The organism is Acuticoccus kandeliae, from assembly GCF_003073115.1.
In genome coordinates, this window is sequence record NZ_QBBV01000114.1 from 1 (window position 1) to 345 (window position 345).

A 345-nucleotide genomic window follows, 5' to 3' on the forward strand; every position below is an offset into this window, starting at 1 on the left:
CCTCGTCCTTGCCGTCGTCCTCGGACGGCAGGTGGACGTCGTCGACCGAGATGTTGACCTCGACGACCTCGAGCCCGGTCATCCGCTCCAGGGCGGAGATGACGTTGCGGCGCACGGCCTTCGCCAGGTCGGCGATGGAGACGCCGTACTCGACGACGACGTTGATGTCGACGGCGGCCTGCTTCTCGCCGACCTCGACCGACACACCCTGCGAGGCGTTGGTGGTGCCACCCGGGATGCGCTCGCGCAGCGCGCCGAACGCGCGGGCCGCGCCGCCGCCGAGGGCGTAGATGCCGCTGACCTCGCGGGCCGCCAGACCGGCGATCCTCGAGACGACCGTCTCGG

1 protein-coding gene is annotated in these 345 nt (G+C 71.6%); it reads right to left on the minus strand.

All coding sequences use genetic code 11. From position 1 onward, the window contains the following. A partial coding sequence (locus DBV35_RS29550; protein WP_108663936.1) for an Asp23/Gls24 family envelope stress response protein occupies positions 1-345 on the minus strand: 345 nt, incomplete at both ends.